Raw genomic sequence first — 18,768 nt, 5'->3', positions numbered from 1 at the left:
TGTGACGGGTTACAACCATTCTTCTGCGCCATCAACCGCTTCACCATCTACGGCGCAGTTGGACCGACCCTAGGTCCGCATCGAGATGTGGGCGGCGAGCGGGCTGCAGCATCGTGCCGAGAGTATGGGAGCTGGGACCTGGGGCTGTTGTCGAGCGATCAGGTTGGTGTGTCTGCTGGCAACTTAAATGTGGGTCCCGTCTTACTCCTTTAACTCACCACCAAACGCAAATCCTGAATGACTCAAGGACGAACATAGTGAACCGTTTTGTTTTTACGTTTCTGGCCGCGCTGTTACTGCCGGCCTCATTGGTATACGCGCAGGACGACTGCAGCAATGTCACCTCAAGCCTGGAAATGGTGCCCTGCTCGGAGGCGGCGAAGAAGGCTGCCGATGCACAGTTGAATGTCAGCTACAAGCAGTTGATGACGCGGCTTGAGTCTGACTATCGGGCAAATCCGGCATTGGGCGTGGAGTACGCAGCGAAGGTTAAAGAGTCGCAGCGTGCGTGGTTGAAGTTGCGCGATGCGAACTGTCCTTTGGAGGCGTTCGAGATCGAGACGGGGATGCCGGCGCATGTGGTCGCCGTTAACTCGTGCATCGCCAGAATGAGTCGCGAGCGCTCGGCGTATCTGGACAAGATTGTCCCTGCGCTTGCATCCGACGAGAGCGCTTCGACGGCGCCAATCAGCGATAACTGTCCCTCGGAGGAGTTCGCGCCTTTCCTGACGGCGTTTTCCGCTAACGGCGAATCACAACGCCGTCTCACTGCGATGACGGTTAAGTCGCTGGTTTTGAAACCGGTGGCGGGAAAGGATCGAATTACCTTTGAGCCTTCGACCTCGGGTGTCAGTGGAACAACGTTCACCTATCCGCTGATGGCTGCAACCACACCCGGCAAAACACCTGGAGTTGAAATCCAAGAGGTAGACGACAGTCACGTCAACGTCGTGGATAAACGAGCGGGCAACAGCAATGTGAAAATCTTCAACTTCTCTCGTCAGGCGTGCTGGGTGCTAGAGGGGATAGAGGACTGGTCGATCAGTGAGAAGGATTTGGTCGCAACACGTAACCCCGGAATGAGCCGCGCTGAAAATTTCTGTGAACAACGTGCTGAAGCTTTAGGAGGGCTGGGATTTCTTGAGCAATATCCACTGACAGCGGAATTGATTGAGGCGTCTCTGGAAAATTATGTATGTGCCGCGGAGTCGGGTGATGCACAGGCGAGCCTGTCGGCGGCAAGCCTTAGTCTTTCGCAAATGGCATCTCAGTTGGAAACCCCTAAGGTTGAGGCTTTGTTCAAAGCGGCTTCGAAAATACCAAAGGGTGCCCTGGGCTATGCGACGTTTCTTTGTTCAGGAAACTCCACTGACTATAACGGCCCTTGCCTTCATCCCAAGCAGGCAGAAGAGCAGGTTATTCGGGCGATTACCATGGGCTCCACGGACGCTATGAATTACCTGGCCTCTACCTTTGAGGGTGGGGAGTTGGGAACGAAGGATATGTCTCGGGCGTTAGCCTGTTATCAAATGGCGGCTGACAAAGGCGATCAGTTGGGCCTCTTCAACGTGGGGCGATTGGGATCGTCAGCCACGGCGCCGATCAAAGCTAGCCACTGCATTTGAATTTCGAGGGGCTGTTTGAGGCGGTTTTGCACAAGTTTTGTCTGAATCCCTCACGCTAAAACCTTTAACGCTTGAGCATCTGACGTCCCCGATTTTCCTTTAAACTCCCCACCCTCAAGGAACGCGCTCAGGACACGGAATGCCAGCTTCTTCTTCCTCGCTTCGCCCAGCGTTGGTGCTTTGGCTATATGCCGCTGCGATCACGCACATCCTCGCCGGTCTTACCCTGACCTGGGCTGGTGACACCGGCTTGCTCGATGGCTACCTGCAAGTCCTCGAACTGTCGTTCTGGGGCACCGATGCGGTACCCGCCGCCGGCCACGAACAACAAGTCTGGTGGCTCGCGCTGTTCGGCGCGACGCTGCAAAGTTATTCGCTGTACATGCTCGCGCTGGTGCACTTGGGTAATCGCTTGAAAGTCCCGGCAGTCTGGGGCTGGTTGATCGCCGGCATCCTGTTATGGGCGCCGCAGGACATGTGGCTCTCGGCGCAACAGCAGGTCTGGTCGCACGTGTGGCTTGATAGCTTTGCGTTGCTGGTGTTGTTGCCGCCACTGTTTTGGCTGTACAGACATGACCGTCAAAGGAAGGAGTGACAGCTTGAAAGGATTTTCGATTCTTCTCGGTTGCTTGATCTCTGTTGCTTCATCCGCATTGTTTGCTGGAGAAGCGTGCAACCCAGACAGCTTTTCCAATCCGGATTTGATCACCTGCGGCCAGCAAACCTTCAAAAAAGTCGATGGTGTCTTGAACGAGCAATACAAAAAAGCGCTGTCGACTCTGACTTCGGCGGAGCAAAGCCATCTGAGAGAAGTGCAAAAGAACTGGGTGCGCTTCAAAGAGTCGTTTTGCGAAGAGCTTTATCAAGCCGCGTTGCCGGGCGCCGAGGCGCCAATCGAGAAGCTCGGGTGTCTGGTGCAGACGACCAATGCTCGGCTGGGAGAGTTGATCGCTCTACAGACGGGTTTACCGCTGGACGGTTTTTACAAAGCCGCATCCGCGATTGCGGGGAAGGATCGTGAGAGAAATTTAGCGGCCACGATTGAACGGCTGGGAGGGGATCAGTTCGATGATCCGCTTTGGATGAAGTACGCAGAAGGGCACTGCGAGATGGCTAGCCGTCTGTTGCGTGAAGACGTCGCCTACTGCGTGGTGAGGATGCGCTTTCAATTACCCATGAACCGCTAAAAGGAATCATCAATTTGGAAACCCTCATTCGCGTTTTCTCTGCGTTTCTTCTGCTGATTCCGTTGACGGTCCGCAGCGAGGTTACCACCGAGGTTTCTTGCTTTCGTTCATTGGAGGGCAAGAATACAAATTAGAGTTTCGATCCTATTACGACACGGTCTCTCGCTGGAATGGAGCAGGGGTAAGGTACACAAAGTCGAAAAAGGTAATTCCCCTCGTCTATCGGAGTACCGAAGAGGTAGCCATGGCAGAAGGGCGGCCCTCTCAGTTCAAGACAGTTTGGGTTAAGGTCTCCGAAAGCTCGCTGACGGGCGAATATGAAATGGTCAGTCAAGGTGCCCGCATCTACGGGCTGACCTACACAATCCGGGAAGAAGTATTCATTCGATCAGGACATCACCATGGATACGTCGCCAGAGAAAGGCTGTGAGTGGTGAGCCTGACTCAAAATAAAAGGGTTTAACGTCTCCTTTCCGTAAATCCCGCTAGGCCCTTCACCTCAATATGGTTGGGCGTCCCTTCCAATGAATCTAACCGCATCCGCCATGCTGCTCGGGGCCATTGCAACCGAGTGGCGCTAGAACTAGACGTCGATAAATTGAGCGGAGGCATGTGGCTCTTTAAGCCGGTTATTTGGCCCGCGAAGATAGTTTGACTGTCATTTATTACAGGTGTGCGGATCGTTGGTTCTTGCTCTACTAGGGTGGTGATTCCCGTGGGAGCACATAATTTTAAATGGAGTTTTATTATGAGCAAGTCAATCTCGAATGCAGGCACCCTTGATCCTGCTTTTAATAAGGGTGGTGTTTTATATTTCAAAGTTCCGGGCATATTCGGGCGGCCTGACGCACTTCTTGCGTTGCCGGACAATAAAATACTTATTGCGCGTGGATCTATTTCTGAAAGCGATGGGTTCATGCTGGGACGCTTGTTGGAGGATGGAACCCCTGATTCCTCCTTTGGCCCTTCCCGTAACGGTTTCATAAAAGTGCCTGTGAAGAACATGCAGGTAACAATTAGAAGCCTAAAGCTGCTAGCAAATGGTGGATGGTTGATTTCTTCAGATTATTACGTAGATTTGGATAGTCATGGGTTGCTAATCGTTCGCATGCTTGCAGATGGTCGATTAGATGAGTCTTTGAATGGAAGTGGCTTGCTATTTATTGATTCTCGGGATCTTCCTGGTCTGTCTCCAGACATACAGGTGTGTAATACGAATTTCAATAATGAGCCGGCGTCAATCATGCAACATAAATCTGCGAATGCGACGGGGGCAAGCGTAGCCGAGCAATCAGGTGGAAAGTTCTTGATCTTCGCTGATACTCGTATGAACGGTAAACGTCAAGGAATGATTCTGAGGCGTAATGCCGATGGTTCAAGTGACGAAACCTTCGGCGGAGGTTTTGTCATCGTCGATCTCCCTGGCATCAAGTACGAATGGAATCAACTGGATGGAATAGCCACTCAAGTTAGTGGACAAATTCTTGTCGGCGGTACATATAAACCCGAGAACGGTTCATTAGATGAGAGAGGCGTGTTTGTAACGCGCTTTACTTCCTCCGGTCAAATTGATATGGAATTTAACAGAGGACTTCCAGTGGTCATTCCTAATAATGATCGGATAGAACTCCGAAACATTACTGTGGATGGTAAAAGCGGAAGGATTCTTGCGGTGGGAGTAGCAATTCGGGAAAGAAATCCGAATGGACTAATCGTCGTGTTAAAAGAAGACGGGTCTTATGATCATTCATTCAATAAGGGTCGGCCGCTGCTGTCTAAATTAGGGCCTTTGGGCGAGGGGTGGAAACGTGGAATATTGCAGCCTGATGGGGCAGTTGTGGTGAGTGGGTATACAGGAAGATTTACATTTGAATTGACAGCGGTGACGGCGCGCTTCCTTAAGGACGGAGGTCTGGATGGCGCGTTTAACTCGGGACAAGGTTTTGCGATATTCGACGACGAAAAGGGTTGGGAAGAGATCGCAGATTTGGCACAGATGGACGACGGCCGGATTGTTGTTTGCGGCCATTTTTGGAATACCAAGGATAGCGGTATGAACGGAGTTGATGGTGGTTGGGTGCTTCGTTATCTAGCATGAGTGCCCTCATCAAGGCGGATTTTGTTGCAGTATGATGAATAGAGATATGTCTCAAGTTAATCGCGGAAAGGGGACTTAGCGTCCCCTTTTGCTGTACGGAAGTATTGCTACGGCTTCGCCGCCGCGCTCTTCACCTCAATATGATCAAGCGTCCCTTCCACCATCAATCGCACCCCATCCGCCATCCTGCTCAGGGCCAGTGCCACCGAGCGACGTGAGCCGTGGAGGTCGTCGGCGAGGTCGCAGGCGATGGCACTGATGGACAGCAGGTCTTCGGAGGCGTTGGCCATGAGGGCTTCGGCGTCGGTGCCGGGGGAGAGTTTGAAGAGGCCGGTTTCGCGCTTGGAGTGCGGTTCGGTGGGCGGTTTGAAGTGGTGGTCGAGGGCGCGCTCGGCGGCTTCGTGGAATTTCTTTGATTCCAGAGATTCGTAGGGCGATATGTCCGGGGTTTCCGGGGGGTTGGGTGTTGGTTTCTTCATTCGGTCTTACTCCAGTTTCAGGAGCTGGCACCGTTTCGCTCGCACTTCGAAAGGGGTGGCAGCTGTGCATAGGTGTGCAAGACCGGTGGAGTCACCCGGCAGACCCGAAGGCCTCCCATACACAGCAGCCATAACGATTCGCGAGCATAGGAAAACGCTCGGCGAATTGCCATAACCAATGTGTACTCCCGCCGGACTTGCACGTCCGTATCGCCGATTTTGCGGCGACACACAAAGCCTATCCCTCACGACCAATCCCGCCTAGTTCACGGACAGCCCGGCACTTCGCAGGAAATTTCCCATAGGTCTGCGGGCCGGTAGATCAAAAAATCGCAGGCTTCGCCAACTCTTACAGGGATGTGTTTCAACAGGTGTAGGAAAGGTGAGTGGTGAGACGCGGAGCGTCTCCGGATGCATTCCCACGCGGAGCGAAGGAACGATCAGGGGAGGACGAAGAATCGTGACTTGGCGGTCATCGTGCGGGAATTGGCCTGCATCCTCTTTCAACAGTGTCAGATACTGGCGTTATCGTTCGAATCCCTTACACTGCCCCGGCCGTTCATTTTCCTTTTGAGGCTGTGCGCATGAAATTTCGTTTTCTCCTGTGGATGATGGGTTTGTTGATGGCCAAGGCCAGCCGGACAAATCCTGCGTTCCAGCAGCAGTTGGGTGACAAGGATCTGGTGTTTCAGTTGCAGACGCTGGATGGGAAAGTGGCGCGGCATTTCGTGGTCAAGGATCAGCGCATCACCAGCAAGTCTGGCGTGGTGGCGGAGCCGGCGTTTGCGATTGCGTTTAAAGATGCCGGTTATGGTTTTGCGACGATGCAGGCCAAGAACAAGCAGCTGGCGTTTATGCAGGGCATTCAGGACAAGTCGATCCAGCTCAAGGGTAATCCGGCGCTGGTGATGTGGTTTCAGGGCTTGATGAAATATCTGAAGCCGCGGAAGGCAAAGGCCAAAGCATAAAAAGTCGCTGCCGAATAAACCCACGCAGGCGCGCTGAACAACGGCGCGCTTTGTCTTCCAAAACCAGCAATCAGGCTTGTAAAGACACTCGAACTGTCATTTCTATCAGGTGTTTCTGCCCCCCGCTCGGTGCTCTACTCAAGTACCAGTCCTGCACAAAGGACTTCACTGACTTGATGGAGCAAGCATATGAGCCTGGCAGAGAGCATCTGGACCCCCAAGTTTCTCGACCCCACATTTGCCCAAGGCGGCGTGTTGACGTTGCCGATCCCCGGCATCGTGGGCGACGTAGCGGCCGCCGTACTGGCGCTTCCCGATTCAAAATCGCTCGTTGCTGTTCCGTTAAGCGGAGCAGACGCCCCGGTTGCCATCGCGAGGTTGAATGAAAACGGTTCGCTGGACGAAACCTTCGGTCCAGCGCGCAAAGGTTTCGTTGAAATAACCCTGGAGAGCGCTCGAATCAGCCATGTGTACAGTTTGGCTGCCCTTATCGATGACGGTTGGCTTGCACTCGTTCAGTACGTCTCGACGATCTCCAGTGACATTGGCCTGGCGCTCGTCCGCCTGAAAAGTACCGGGGAACTGGACCTCTCGTTTGGCACCAATGGCTCAAGGTTGATCTCCCATCACGGCATTCCTGAACCTGCAAGCGCGCCGCGTACGGTAAGCCATTCGAATATGGAGGCTGCTCAAGTTGCGAGCGCTTCATTACCGTCAGCGGCTCTGCAGGCGGATGGCAAAATCATCCTGCTCCATTCGATTTTTGTGGATGAGGCATCTCCACTGCCTGTGTCCGTTGTGATTCGTCTTTTGGCGGATGGCTCACTCGATCCATCATTCGGCGATTCAGGTTACTTAGTGGTCGATGTCCGCACCACTTCGAGCGTCACATTCGGCATTGCTGTTCAAACCGACGCCAAGGTACTCATCTGCGGTACATACCGGGACGGATCGGGAGGCAATGGGGTTTTTCTGGCGCGTCTGGATGCAAGTGGCGCGCTGGACAGTCAGTTCAATCCACTCACAGCACCGAACAGTAAGGTCACCACCGGTGGGGTCGTGCTGATGCCCGACGATATAGGCGAGAGCCATCTGCAAGCGGTCTCGGTACGTGAAAGCGACGGCAGGATTATTGTTGCTGGCCGAGCGCTGCGTGATGGTGGCGATGTCGGGTTGATCGCTGCGTTCACGACCAACGGTACCGCCAATCTTGTGTTCAATGGAGGCAAGCCGCTTTTATCGCCATTGGTTAACGGGTTGTCGTGGGCGCATGTCTCGCAGAAGGAGGGCTCGATCATTGTGGCCGGTCAGGGGCACTCCGTCGCGGTCACAGCACGCTTGCTCGCTGACGGAAAACCGGATAAGAGCCTCAACGGTACGGGACATGCGCTGTTTGGCGACAGCACGGGCGACGCCAGCGCGCGAGGTCTGGCGGTGCTGGACGACGGTCGGATCGTCGTGTGTATCGGGGTGTCTGATCTTGCTGATCCATCCAAAGTGAAAGGGCGGATCGTGCGTTACCTGGCCGGCCCAGCGATTCAAAATAACGACCCGACATTCGGCGATGGCGGCATCCTCAGATTTCCATTTCCCGGGTTCACAGGGTACGACGTGCGGGCGCTGCTCGCGTTGCCGCAAAACAAACTGCTGGTTGCCGTTCGCTTGTCGACGGAGGGCGCGCCCACGCAGATCGTCCGTCTGCTCGAGAATGGTTCTCTGGACAGCGCCTTTGGCGAGCAGAGCAGCGGTTACGTTGAGATCAAGCTTAAAGATGATTTGTTCATGAGCCGCATCCTCGGCTTTACACCGCTTGGCGATGGCGGCTGGCTGGTGGTGGCTCAGTACAGCGTGGAAGGCGAAAATTACTCGACGGGCCTGGTGCTGGTCAGACAGCGCGAGAACGGGCAACTGGAGCCGTCTTTCGCAGAGCAGGGACTGCTTTACCTGGCCTACGAGGACATGGGGGGCGGCGGATATATCGGGTTGGCGGAAGTATCGCCGAACGGTGCTACAGCTGCTGGTGCTGCTCGGACGGTCGCCCAACAAGCGGACGAAAAAATCGTCGTGGTCACTACCGTTGAGATCACTGCCGGGCGCCCAAGAGGTATCGTTCTGCGGTTCGATTCGAACGGCTTGCCTGACACAACATTCAATGGTGCAGGCTTTGCGTTTGTGGAGCTTGCGGGCATTTCACCTGCGGACACTATCGGACAATCCGTGGCAGTCCAGGCCGACGGTGGCGTGGTGGTCTGTGGCAATTATTTCGCCACGAGTACCCACGGTGGCTATGTTATTCGCTTCACCAATTCAGGCCAGGTTGACACCGGCTTTGGAAAAAGCGGTGTAGTGAACATTCCCGGTGATCAATGGATCAGCCTGGATGTCGCGGCGATAGTCGGCGACAAAATCGTTGTGGCCGGCGGTGCGCAAGTGCAGGGGGTCAATCAGGGCTTGGTTGCCGTGCTCAATTACAGCGGTGAGTACAACCGTATCTTCAACGGTGGTGATCCACTGATTGATTCACCTGTTCCCCAAGGCGTCAGATGGTTGCATTGTGTGCCGCAGGCGGACGGGTCAATCATCGTTTGCGGCAGCAGTGGCAGTGGCGCGTTTGACGATGACCTGAGTGCAGTCACCGCACGTATTCTGCCGGATGGCTCCCCAGACACCTCATTCTTCGGCACTGGATTCACCGTCTTCAATGAGGGCGAGGGTTTCGAATACCCTCACGGCATGGCCGTGATGGAGGACGGCCGCATCCTGGTAGGCGGCGTGTTCTTCACGGATGCGGGATATGAGAAGGGTTGGGTGATCCGTTATTTGCATAAATCGGCTTAGCTGGGAACGGCTGGAAATATTACGGGCAAGCTTTACTTCAATTGGCGTCGCGTGAACTGCGCAGCCAATTAAAGCAGGCGGCAGCCTCTTTACTCCCCAATTTCCCCTTTGCCTTATTCCTCCATCCACTTTAACTTGGAAAAGCTGCGTTTTTTCTCATAAAAAACTGACAGATCTGACAGGTGTTTTTTTTCAATGCTTGAGGCTTCATGAGGTTGGTCCAGCAGTAAAGGGACTTGCCTGGAATGGAGAACTCAATATGACAGTACGAGCAGGTGAGCCTGATTCAACTTTCAATGGTGACGGCAAGCGCGATTGGACGTTCCCTGAGTTTGTGAGCACTGCCCCTCAGGTTGTTCTTTCATTACCTGACGGCAGAATGCTCGTCGTGGCGAACGAGAGAGGGGTGTTCGCTGGTTTTGTAATCGCCCGGCTCACCGAAAGGGGGCAGCTTGACGTTGGCACCGGGTTCGGCGAGAACCAGCAAGGGTTCGCGCGAATATCGACGCCAGGAAAGGAATTGTCGGGAAAATTTGGCGCCAGCTTGCTGAGCAATGGTGGCGTGTTGATAACTGTCGATTACTCTGAGCGAGCACCGAATTATGAAAGCGGTGTTGTTGCTATCCAGCTACTGCCAGACGGCCGACTCAACGACAGGTTTGGTGAAGGCGGTGTGGCGACGTTCGCTTATGGTTCAATACCCGTAACGTTCATCAGAGCGCTCAAAGCTGCCCGAGCCCGCCGAAATGTACAGCAGAATGGGGGCACTGCGATCCAGAGCAGCGCTCATTCTGGAGCGTCTGGTATTGAGCTTTCAGACGGTAAAATCGCTCTGACCTATTTTGGCTTTGATCAGGTTGCACAGCAAACCAAAGGCTTGGTGATTCGGCTCAATTCAGATGGTACGTATGACGACACCTTCAATAAAATCGGTTCGGCCTGGGTTAATTTGACTGAATTGAGCCCGGAAGGTGATAACGCCGCCCGTGGAGCCGCAGCCCAAGCTGACGGTGGCCTGGTGGTGTATGGCGACTTCCATGATGACGGTATCTTCGGCACCTATGCCGTTCGCTTCACCAAGAATGGAGTGCGGGACGACACGTTCAAGACAACGATCGTGTCATCGGATCGGTTGCCGATATTTCGTGATATCGCTGTGAGAAAAAAGGATGGAATGATCGCTTTGGTTGGAGGCCAGGACGGTGAAACTATGTTTGACGGTAACGGGGTGATTGTTGTGCTGCGTGCGGATGGCTCACCTCATCCCCTTTTCAACAATGGCCAGCCGTTAATCTCCAAAGTTGTGCCTGAAATTGGCCAAAATTGGTCGAGCTGCGCCTTTGGTGATGCGGATGAAAGCAAATTGATTGTCGCTGGCACCAGTGGTGGGGGTTTTGCTACTGATGAAATGCATGCCGTCTGTGCACGTTATGGCCTTACCGGCGAGCTCGATTCGATGTTTAACGGTACTGGTTGGGTATCCTTTGATCAAACTGACAAACTGGAAAATAGTTTAGATATGCACGTCACCGCGCAAAATAAAATTGTTATCTGCGGCGAGTATTGGAAAGACCGGTTGAGTTTTGCTACAGGCGGATGGATAGCGCGCTTCATTGCTTGATCAATAAACAAAGATGTCCGCTCTCACGAATGAAGTGATCCGTGAGAGCGGTTTTTTTATGCCTGGCTGAATTGCGAAGCCAGTTCCCGCAGCAGCACTTCCGCCTCAAGCACTTTGCTGACCACATCATTGGCTTTATCGCGGCTCAGGCCGACACGCTCAAGCAGCGCGTCGGGGATGTCTTCATCCGGACCGGAGCCAATCCCGCGGCTGCGCAACAGGCGCACGGCCAGGCAGACGAGGTTCGGGTATTCGGCGTAGGCGCCGTCGTAGCTTGGGTCGTGCTGGAAGCGCAGGGCGGTGGCCAGCTCGTCCGGCATGTCCCAGTAGCGCATCAGCCACGAGCCGATCTGTTCACGGCTGATACCGAGCAGGTGTTGCTCGATGTAGCTGTGGCACAGGTGCGGGTTGACCTCCAGGTGGCGGCAGATCAGCGAGAAATGCGGCGGGAACACGTGGGCCAGCAGCAGATAGCCGAAGTTGTGCAGCAGACCGGCCAGATAGGTCAGGCCGGCTTCCGGGCGCTGGGCGCGCGGCATGGCGCGGGTCAGCCCTTCGATGACGGCGGCGGTGTAGATCGACTGCTGCCAGTACGGCGTGGTGTGTTGTGGATGGTCTTTCGGCAGGCTCAGGGTCTTGCCGAGGGCCAGGCCCAGCGCCAGGTTTATCACCAGATCGAAACCCAGCACGCGGACGATCGCGTCTTCCACCGAACGAATCTTGCCCGGCGAGGCGTAGTACGGCGAGGCCGCCCAGCTCACCACTTGCGCGGCCAGCGCCGGGTCGGTTTCAACGACGCCGGTGATGTCGTCGATGGTGGCGTTGGGGTCGACGCGCAGCTTGATGATTTTTTGCGCGGTTTCGGCCAGCGGCGGAATTTCAATGGTCGCTTCCAGACGCTGCTGGATGCGCCGCGCGGTAAACGCCTGCACGGCCTGGGTGATTTCCTCGCGGTCATCGTCCGGGCGGTCAAGGTTGGGGCGGATGCTGCTCAGGGCTTCGCCGAAATTGGCGGCGCTGGCCTTGGTCAGCATGGTCTTGAAGTCTTCGCTGGCGATTTCCAGCAGCACGCCCGGCTCGCCGGAATTGATCAGCAGCTTCGGCTCGCGCAGCAGGCTTTCTTCGTAGAGGCAAGGCGAACTGGTCAGCGCCGGCAGGCCCGGAAGCAGGCTCAGGCTGTGTTTGCCGAGCATTTTTTCCAGGCGCTCGGTGGACACGGCAGTCAGGCGGCGGCCGGTGAGTTCGGCGAGGCGATTGAGATCCAGCAACTGGCTCTGTGGAAACAGCACCATCAACGCGCCGACGGCGTCGTCCAGCAACACCGCCTGCACCTTGCGCGACGCATTGAGGCCGTGGTGGTCGAGCACTTCTTCGTAGGCAACGCCCAGCTTGTTGAGCAGCAGCCGAATAACAGACGGAGCTTGCGGAGATTCGGGGACGAGAGCAGCTTCGGTCATGGTCTGTATCCGTTTTTGAAACAATGGCAGGAGTATAACCACCTCTGCCGGAACGAGCTGTCGGAAACTGCGACAGTGCTCACACTTGGCCGTATTGCTGCCCATGCCGCAGCCAGCGATCCAGCAACGGGCTGACGTGGGTCGGCCAGCGCTCCAGCAGGGCTTGCGCAGCGTCGCGCACGGCGGGCAACAGGTCGGCATCGCGCATCAGGTCGGCGACCTTGAATTGCAGCAGACCGGTCTGGCGGGTGCCGAGCATTTCCCCGGGGCCGCGCAGTTCGAGGTCTTTTTCGGCGATGACGAAACCGTCGTTGGTCTCGCGCATGATGCCCAGGCGCTGACGACCGATTTGCGACAGCGGCGGATGGTAGAGCAGCACGCAATGGCTGGCGGCGCTGCCTCGACCCACCCGACCGCGCAACTGGTGCAGTTGCGCAAGACCCAGGCGTTCGGGGTTTTCGATGATCATCAGGCTGGCGTTGGGCACGTCGACGCCGACTTCGATCACCGTGGTCGCGACCAACAGTTGCAGGTTACCGGCCTTGAATTCGGCCATGACGGCGGCTTTCTCGACGGGTTTCATGCGCCCGTGTATCAGCCCGACTTTCAGCTCGCCGAGGGCGAGGGTGAGGTCTTCAAACGTGGTTTCGGCGGCCTGACAGGTCAGCTCTTCAGATTCTTCAATCAGCGTGCACACCCAATAGGCCTGACGGCCCTCGGCGCAGGCACCGCGCACCCGTTCGATGACTTCGACGCGGCGGGTGTCGGTGACCAGCACGGTGTTGACTGGGGTTCGACCCGGCGGCAGTTCGTCGAGGATCGAGGTGTCGAGGTCGGCGTAGGCGCTCATCGCCAAGGTCCGAGGAATCGGCGTGGCGGTCATGATCAGTTGATGCGGGCACATGCGCCCGCCGACGCCTTTCTGCCGCAGCGCCAGACGCTGTTGCACGCCGAAGCGGTGCTGTTCGTCGATGATCACCAGCGCCAGGTTCTTGAACTGCACCTCGTCCTGAAACAACGCGTGGGTACCGACCACCATCGGCGTGCCGCTGGCGATCTGTTCCAGCGCGGCGACGCGGTTCTTGCCCTTGAGCTTGCCGGCCAGCCACGCGACGTCGATGCCCAGCGGCTCGAGCCAGCGCTTGAAGGTGATGAAATGTTGTTCGGCAAGAATCTCGGTCGGTGCCATCAGCGCGACCTGATAACCGGCCTCCAGAGCTTGCAGTGCAGCGAGGGCGGCGACCACGGTTTTGCCCGCGCCGACGTCGCCCTGGATCAGTCGCAGCATCGGTTCGTGCTGGCTGAGGTCGTAGGCGATTTCGTTGCCGACCCGTTGCTGCGCGCCGGTCGGGCTAAAGCCGAGGTTCTTCAGGTACTTCGGTGGCAGCTTCGTGGCTTTCGGCATTGCCGGCGCGCGTAGCGAACGCAGGCTTTCGCGCAGGCGCTGTTGCGACAGTTGATGGGTGAGCAGTTCTTCGAACGCCAGACGATGCTGCGCCCAGTGATGACCGAGGGCGAGCTCATCGACATCGGCATCGGCGGGTGGGTTGTGCAGGTAACGGATGGCATCGGCCAGTGGCGCCAATTGGTAGTCGCGGGCCAGTTCGGTCGGCAGCCAGTCGGGCAGGGTCGAAGGCTCGAGCAGGGTTAGCGTCTGCATGCACAACTGGCGCAGACGCTGTTGGGTCAGGCCTTCGGTGAGGGGGTAGACCGGAGTCAGGGTTTCATCCACTGGCGGCGGTTCGTCGCCGGTGATCGCGCGGTATTCCGGGTGGTAGATTTCCAGGCCTGAGGCGCCGGGCCGCGCTTCGCCGTAGCAGCGCACACGCGTGCCACGCTTGAGACCTTCTTTCTGCGCGTTGCTGAAATGGTAGAAGCGCAGACTCAGGCCGCCGGTACCGTCCTGCAAGCGCACGACCAGGCTGCGACGTCGCCCCATGACCACGTCGGCACCGCTGACGGTGCCTTCGACCACGGCGTCCTGCCCCGGCCGCAGCGCGCCGATCGGCACCACACGAGTGCGATCCTGATAGCGCAGCGGCAGGTGAAACAGCACGTCCTGCAGGTTTTCCAGACCGACCTTGGCCAGCTTCTCGGCCATGGCCTCGCCGACACCCTTGAGTGCCGTCACTGATACTTGCGACAGCTCCGTCATGACCCTGGCTTAACCGGCCGTAACCGGCGCGGCAGGCTTGGCCACCGAGCACAGGCGAATGGAGTCGGCGAGGATCTCGATGGCTTTCGGCCGCGGGAAACTCGCGCGCCAGGCAATCGCCACGGTGCGGAACGGCACGGGCGCGGTCAGCGGACGCACTTCAATTACGCCCGGGGCGTAGTGATGGCTGTCCACTGCCGACAACGGCAGGATCGAGATGCCCAGGCCGGAGGCGACCATGTGCCGAATGGTTTCCAGCGAGCTGGATTCGACCGTGGTGTGCTTGGCGCCGTCATTGCCCTTGGTCAGGGTCGGGCAGGCTTCAAGCACCTGATCGCGGAAGCAGTGACCTTCGCCGAGCAGCAACAGGCTCTTGTCGTTGAGCAGACCAGCGTCGATGGATTCTTTCTTGGTCCACGGATGCTGGGCCGGCATCAGGACGTAGAACGGTTCGTCATACAGCGGCAGAGTCAGCACGTCGGCTTCGTTGAACGGCAGGGCGATGATGATCGCGTCGAGTTCGCCGTTGCGCAGTTTGTCGCGCAGCACGTGGGTGAAGTTTTCTTCGATGTACAACGGCATCTGCGGGGCGACCCGGTGCAGTTGCGGAATCAGGTGTGGGAACAGGTACGGGCCAACGGTGTAGATGGCGCCGACTTTCAGCGGTGCAGTCAGCTGATTCTTGCCGGCCTGGGCCAGCTCGCGGATGCCCTGGGCCTGCTCCAGGACTTTCTGCGCCTGGGCGACGATGCCTTCGCCGACCGGGGTCAGGCGCACGGCGCTTTTGCTGCGCTCGAAAATCAGCACACCGAGTTCGTCTTCAAGTTTCTTCACGCCCACCGACAGCGTCGGCTGGCTGACGTGGCAACGCTCGGCCGCGTGGCCGAAGTGCTGCTCTTGGGCGAGGGTAACGATGTAGCGTAATTCTGTGAGGGTCATAGCAAGCGTCCATGAAGTTGCGCGCCAAGCATACCGGCTGCAATCGATAGACGCACGTTATCAGACTGAGGGCTGAGTGCGACACCGGGCGATGCCGGTTTGCCGCAGGCAGATACGCCAAAGGCACCTTTCGGTGCCTTTTTGGCTTGGTTCTCTCGGCTGGCGGAGAACCTTGTGGGAGCTGGCAAGCCAGCTCCCACAGGTATCGCGATGTTGCTTAGCGGCGGCGTTCGAGCGAATAAACAAACGGCGCAACAATTTCGATCGAGCCATTGTTGAGCATGTCGGCCGGTGGCTTGGGCAGCGGTTGCGCGCGGCGGATCATGTCCAGGGTAGCCCGGTCCAGATCGGCGTTGCCAGAGCGGCCCACCAGTTCGAACGACAACACGTTGCCTTCGCCGTCGACCACGAAACGCAGACGGTTCAAACCTTCCTTGCCCCGTGCCTGTGCGCTTTGCGGGTATTTCTTGTACTTCTGCAAATGCGCGAGCAGGGTGCCTTGCCAACTGGCCTTGGCTGCCAGTTGCGCTGGCGATGGGCCCGGTGCCGGCTGGGCGGATTTCTCCGTCGGCGCTTGGGTCGGTTGGGTGTCGGCTGGCTTTTCCTCGGAAGGCTTTTCCTTCGGCGGGTCAGGCAGCTTCTTCTCGACCGGCTTCGGCGGTTTGGGCTTTGGCTTGGGCTTGGGTTTCGGTACCGCGATTTCCGCTTTCGGTGCTTCGGCCAGTTTCGGCATCGGCAGCTCTTCCACCGGAGCCGGTGGTTGTGGCGGTGTGACGACTTTCGGCGGAGCGGGCGGTGGCGGGGCGGGCACTGGTGCCAGCTCGACCATCATTGCCTGCGGCGGCAATTCGATGGGCGGGCGAGTGGTCCAGTTCAGCGCCAGCGCGATGGCCAGCGCGTGCACGCCCAGCACCACGGCCAGGCTACCGCTGTAACGCGTCAGCTTATGGCGCGTGTTGATCATTTCTTGGCTGCCGTCTCGAGACCGACCAGACCGACCTTCAGGTAACCGGCGGCGCGCAGGTTATCCATCACGCTCATCAGGTCACCGTAATCCACGCCCTTGTCGGCCTGGAAGAAGATGGTGGTGTCTTTCTTGCCCTGGGTCTTGGCGTCGAGCGTGGCGCCGAGTGCTTCGGCTTTCACTTCGTCGTCGCCGAGGAACAGGCGCTGATCAGCTTTCACACTGAGGAACACCGGTTTCTCTGGCCGCGGCGCCGGTTTGGCGGTCGAGGCGGGCAGGTCGACTTTGATGTCCACGGTGGCCAACGGTGCGGCAACCATGAAGATGATCAACAGCACCAGCATCACGTCGATGAACGGCGTGACGTTGATTTCGTGGTTCTCGGCCAGATCGTCGTCTGCGCCTTCTTTCAAATGCAGGCCCATGGCCGATTACCCCACTTTGACCATGTGCGGCTGCGAGCTGCGCTCAGGCTGGTGGTCGAGGTCGCGGCTGACCAGCAGCAACACCTCTGCCGACGCATCGGATACCTGCGCCTTGTAACCGGCGATGGAGCGGGCGAAGACGTTGTAGATCACTACCGCGGGAATCGCAGCAACCAGACCCAGTGCCGTGGCCAGCAGCGCTTCAGCGATACCCGGCGCGACGACGGCGAGGTTGGTGGTCTGGGTTTTGGCGATGCCGATAAAGGAATTCATGATGCCCCACACGGTACCGAACAGGCCGACAAACGGCGCTGTGGAACCGATGGTGGCGAGTACGCCGGTGCCGCTGCTCATGTTGCGACCGCAGGCTGCGACCAGACGCTCGAGGCGGAAGCTCACGCGCTCCTTGATGCCTTCTTTCTCGCGGCTGTTGGCCGACAGGCGCATTTCTTCGAGCGCATCGTGTACCAGCAGATTGGCGAGGGTGCCTTCCTTCGCCGCAGTGGCGCTGGCTTCCTTGAGTGTGGCGGCTTTTTTCAGCGCAGCGATTTCGCCACGCAGACGACGCTTGGCGCCCATCAGCTCGAAGCCTTTGGCGATCCAGATGGTCCAGGTGATGATTGACGCGATGGCCAGACCGATCATCACGATTTTCACGATGATGTCGGCGTTCTGGTACATGCCCCATGGCGACAGGTCGTGGGCCATGCCCAGGCTGTTGTCGGCTTCAAGGACTTCAGGTGCGTCGACGGCTTGCACGGCCTGTACCGGGTCGGTGGCGGTCGGTGCAGCGGGCGCGGCGGCTGGGGCGTTCTGCTCGGCAGCGGCTGGCGTGGCCGGAGCCTGGGCGTCAGCGAATGCAGCGGTCGGTGCCAGCATCAGGCTGAGCAACAGAGCCGCCACCGCGCTCCAGGCGCGAGGTCGATTGGTTGGCGAAGCGGGAGTTTGATTACGTGTCATGCTGGCCGGACCTGAGATTGAAAAACGGTAATGCTCTTCCAGGCCTCGTGAGGCCGAGAACAAAAGTGGCGTGCATTATTGCAAGTAATTCTTGTTAACAAAAGTAATAGAGTATCTTTTTTTCCTTCATTGCTAGCCGTTCGTCCTCTGCCGACGCTAGTCTGTGCCTTTCCGATGGGAGTTTTCTGATGTCCTCGCCTTCTGTTTTGATTGCCGGTTGTGGTGATGTCGGCAGTCGTCTGGCCAAGCAATTGTTGGCTGCCGGCTGGGACGTATTTGGTCTGCGGCGCAATGTGTCGCGACTGCCGGACGGCGTAACTGGCGTCGCCGGCGACCTGTTCAGCGAGGAGTGCCCGGCGAACTGGCCAGTCGGCGCGATTGACTACGTGGTCTATTGCGCCGCGGCGACTGACCATGACGAAGAGGGATATCGCCAGGCTTACGTGCAGGGTCTGCAGAACGTGCTCGGTTGGCTGAATGACTACGGGCAAGCGCCGGAACGCCTGGTTTTCGTCTCCAGCAGCAGCGTTTACGGGCAGCAGGGTGGGGAGTGGGTCGACGAGTCGTCCGAGACTGCTGCTTCTGGTTATTCCGGACGTTTGATGCTCGAAGCCGAGCAGGTCGCGCTCAACAGCGGCATCCCGGCCAGCGTGCTGCGCCTGACCGGCATTTACGGCCCGGGCCGCGAATGGCTGCTGACCCAGGTGCGTCGCGGTTATCGCGTGGCGGTCGAGCCGCCGCTGTATGGCAACCGCATCCATGCCGATGACGCGGCGGGGCTGCTGGCGTTTCTGTTGGAAAAGGATCGGCAGGGCGTGAAGCTGGAGGACTATTACATCGGTGTCGACGATGCGCCGGCGCCGTTGGCAGAAGTGGTGGGCTGGTTGCGCGAATATCTGGGTGTGACTGAATGGGCGGACGACGCCAGTGTGCGGCGCACCGGCAGCAAGCGTTGCAGCAATGCTCGGGTTAAGGCGTTGGGATGGCTGCCGACTTATCCGACCTACCGCGAAGGCTACGCGGCGATCCTTGAAGGGAAATGCTGACGTCCT

At 57.7% G+C, this 18,768-nt stretch carries 15 protein-coding genes; 8 read left to right on the top strand and 7 right to left on the bottom strand.

Features of this window, described 5'->3' with window-relative positions; translation table 11 throughout:
• Window positions 1–257: 257 nt before the first annotated feature.
• The 4 genes from ACGSLL_RS07625 (at window position 258) to ACGSLL_RS07610 (ending at window position 4,910) form a co-directional block, all read left to right on the top strand.
• On the top strand, window positions 258–1,625 hold the full coding sequence (locus tag ACGSLL_RS07625) for a lysozyme inhibitor LprI family protein (protein WP_394504570.1): 1,368 nt from the start codon (window positions 258–260) through the stop codon (window positions 1,623–1,625).
• 139 nt (window positions 1,626–1,764) lie between these two features.
• Complete coding sequence (locus ACGSLL_RS07620) at window positions 1,765–2,220, top strand: cell division protein (protein ID WP_394504568.1); 456 nt, start codon at window positions 1,765–1,767, stop codon at window positions 2,218–2,220.
• Between the two features lie 4 nt (window positions 2,221–2,224).
• Window positions 2,225–2,812: a lysozyme inhibitor LprI family protein gene (locus tag ACGSLL_RS07615; RefSeq protein ID WP_394504566.1), complete on the top strand. Its 588-nt coding sequence runs from the start codon at window positions 2,225–2,227 to the stop codon at window positions 2,810–2,812.
• Window positions 2,813–3,560: 748 nt separating this feature from the next.
• Window positions 3,561–4,910, top strand: a complete 1,350-nt coding sequence (locus ACGSLL_RS07610) for an NHL repeat-containing protein (protein ID WP_394504564.1) — start codon at window positions 3,561–3,563, stop codon at window positions 4,908–4,910.
• A gap of 107 nt (window positions 4,911–5,017) precedes the next feature.
• Here the strand turns inward: ACGSLL_RS07610 and ACGSLL_RS07605 are convergent, their stop codons facing one another.
• Complete coding sequence (locus ACGSLL_RS07605; protein ID WP_394504562.1) at window positions 5,018–5,389, bottom strand: DUF6124 family protein; 372 nt, start codon at window positions 5,387–5,389, stop codon at window positions 5,018–5,020.
• A 584-nt stretch (window positions 5,390–5,973) separates the two neighbouring features.
• Between ACGSLL_RS07605 and ACGSLL_RS07600 the strand changes: the two genes are divergently transcribed.
• The 3 genes from ACGSLL_RS07600 (at window position 5,974) to ACGSLL_RS07590 (ending at window position 10,816) form a co-directional block, all read left to right on the top strand.
• Entirely contained in the window at window positions 5,974–6,357 is a 384-nt protein-coding gene (locus ACGSLL_RS07600; protein ID WP_394504560.1) for a helicase, read from the top strand.
• Window positions 6,358–6,546: 189 nt separating this feature from the next.
• Window positions 6,547–9,195 carry a hypothetical protein gene (locus tag ACGSLL_RS07595; RefSeq protein ID WP_394504558.1) on the top strand — a complete coding sequence of 883 codons (2,649 nt, stop codon included), beginning with the start codon at window positions 6,547–6,549 and terminating at the stop codon, window positions 9,193–9,195.
• Between the two features lie 259 nt (window positions 9,196–9,454).
• The gene (locus tag ACGSLL_RS07590; RefSeq protein ID WP_394504556.1) at window positions 9,455–10,816 is read left to right on the top strand and encodes an NHL repeat-containing protein; all 1,362 of its coding nucleotides are present in this window, start codon (window positions 9,455–9,457) and stop codon (window positions 10,814–10,816) included.
• Between the two features lie 56 nt (window positions 10,817–10,872).
• Here ACGSLL_RS07590 and ACGSLL_RS07585 read toward each other — a convergent pair whose 3' ends face one another.
• The 6 genes from ACGSLL_RS07585 to exbB form a co-directional block, all read right to left on the bottom strand.
• Window positions 10,873–12,273 carry an aminoacyl-tRNA deacylase and HDOD domain-containing protein gene (locus ACGSLL_RS07585; protein ID WP_394504554.1) on the bottom strand — a complete coding sequence of 467 codons (1,401 nt, stop codon included), beginning with the start codon at window positions 12,271–12,273 and terminating at the stop codon, window positions 10,873–10,875.
• A 79-nt stretch (window positions 12,274–12,352) separates the two neighbouring features.
• Entirely contained in the window at window positions 12,353–14,428 is a 2,076-nt protein-coding gene (recG, locus tag ACGSLL_RS07580) for an ATP-dependent DNA helicase RecG (RefSeq protein WP_394504552.1), read from the bottom strand.
• Window positions 14,429–14,437: 9 nt separating this feature from the next.
• Complete coding sequence (locus ACGSLL_RS07575) at window positions 14,438–15,367, bottom strand: hydrogen peroxide-inducible genes activator (RefSeq protein WP_024014805.1); 930 nt, start codon at window positions 15,365–15,367, stop codon at window positions 14,438–14,440.
• Between the two features lie 217 nt (window positions 15,368–15,584).
• On the bottom strand, window positions 15,585–16,331 hold the full coding sequence (locus ACGSLL_RS07570; protein WP_090287542.1) for a TonB family protein: 747 nt from the start codon (window positions 16,329–16,331) through the stop codon (window positions 15,585–15,587).
• The gene (gene exbD / locus ACGSLL_RS07565) at window positions 16,328–16,756 is read right to left on the bottom strand and encodes a TonB system transport protein ExbD (protein WP_090287539.1); all 429 of its coding nucleotides are present in this window, start codon (window positions 16,754–16,756) and stop codon (window positions 16,328–16,330) included. The genes ACGSLL_RS07570 and exbD overlap by 4 nt, the downstream gene beginning before the upstream one ends.
• Before the next feature lie 6 nt (window positions 16,757–16,762).
• Window positions 16,763–17,716, bottom strand: a complete 954-nt coding sequence (gene exbB, locus ACGSLL_RS07560; protein WP_394504548.1) for a tonB-system energizer ExbB — start codon at window positions 17,714–17,716, stop codon at window positions 16,763–16,765.
• A gap of 188 nt (window positions 17,717–17,904) precedes the next feature.
• On the opposite strand from exbB, the gene ACGSLL_RS07555 reads away from it, so the two are divergent.
• Entirely contained in the window at window positions 17,905–18,762 is an 858-nt protein-coding gene (locus ACGSLL_RS07555; RefSeq protein ID WP_394504546.1) for an SDR family oxidoreductase, read from the top strand.
• Window positions 18,763–18,768 lie beyond the last annotated feature (6 nt).

Source organism: Pseudomonas retamae (genome assembly GCF_043496865.1).
Lineage (GTDB): Bacteria > Pseudomonadota > Gammaproteobacteria > Pseudomonadales > Pseudomonadaceae > Aquipseudomonas > Aquipseudomonas retamae.
This window is presented reverse-complemented; position numbering and strand designations above follow the sequence as displayed.